The organism is Mesorhizobium sp. M1348, from assembly GCF_040317925.1.
GTDB lineage: Bacteria > Pseudomonadota > Alphaproteobacteria > Rhizobiales > Rhizobiaceae > Mesorhizobium.
Genome location: NZ_JAMYLH010000093.1, coordinates 1 through 508, shown reverse-complemented (window position 1 = coordinate 508; position 508 = coordinate 1). Strand labels below are relative to the sequence as shown.

Sequence of the window (508 nt, the reverse complement as noted above, 5' to 3'; positions counted from 1 at the left end):
TGGAATGCCTACGACGAAGATCTCCGACGCGGCTGCGAGCTCCTCGAGCGAACCCGTGTAAGTCAATCCCAGCGCTTCCGCGCGGGACTTCTCGAGCGTCGGAGTGTAGGCAGCGGTCGGGCAGCCGAAACCGCTGATCAGCTGGTGATAGCGCCTGTTGATGGCGCCGTAGCCCGCAAGCCCAACCTTCTTGCCAGCAAGATCTCCATGGACATATCCGACCGCGTCCCACACAGATTGCTTCCAGCCGCCCGCTCTCATCAGTGCAACCGCTGCCGGAATGTCACGCAACAGGTTTAGAGTTTGAGCCACTGCAAATTCCGCAATACTGGGCGACATCGAGCGCGAGGTGTCTATCAAGACTATACCGCGTTCGGCCAGGGCGTCGATCGACACGAAGCTGGCAAAGCGGTTGTCGAAGGTTCCCCCGATTGCCTTAAGGCGAGGCGCGCTGTCGAGCAACGCGCCATCCATGAAGATGTCCGGCACCGTCCAGGGAGCTACCAGA

General features: G+C 60.4%; 1 protein-coding gene. It reads right to left on the bottom strand.

Going from position 1 to position 508, the window contains the following annotated elements; genetic code table 11:
• The coding region (locus NKH13_RS35575) for an NAD(P)-dependent oxidoreductase (RefSeq protein WP_352917504.1) at positions 1-474 on the bottom strand (474 nt) is incomplete at its 3' end.
• Positions 475-508: the final 34 nt, after the last annotated feature.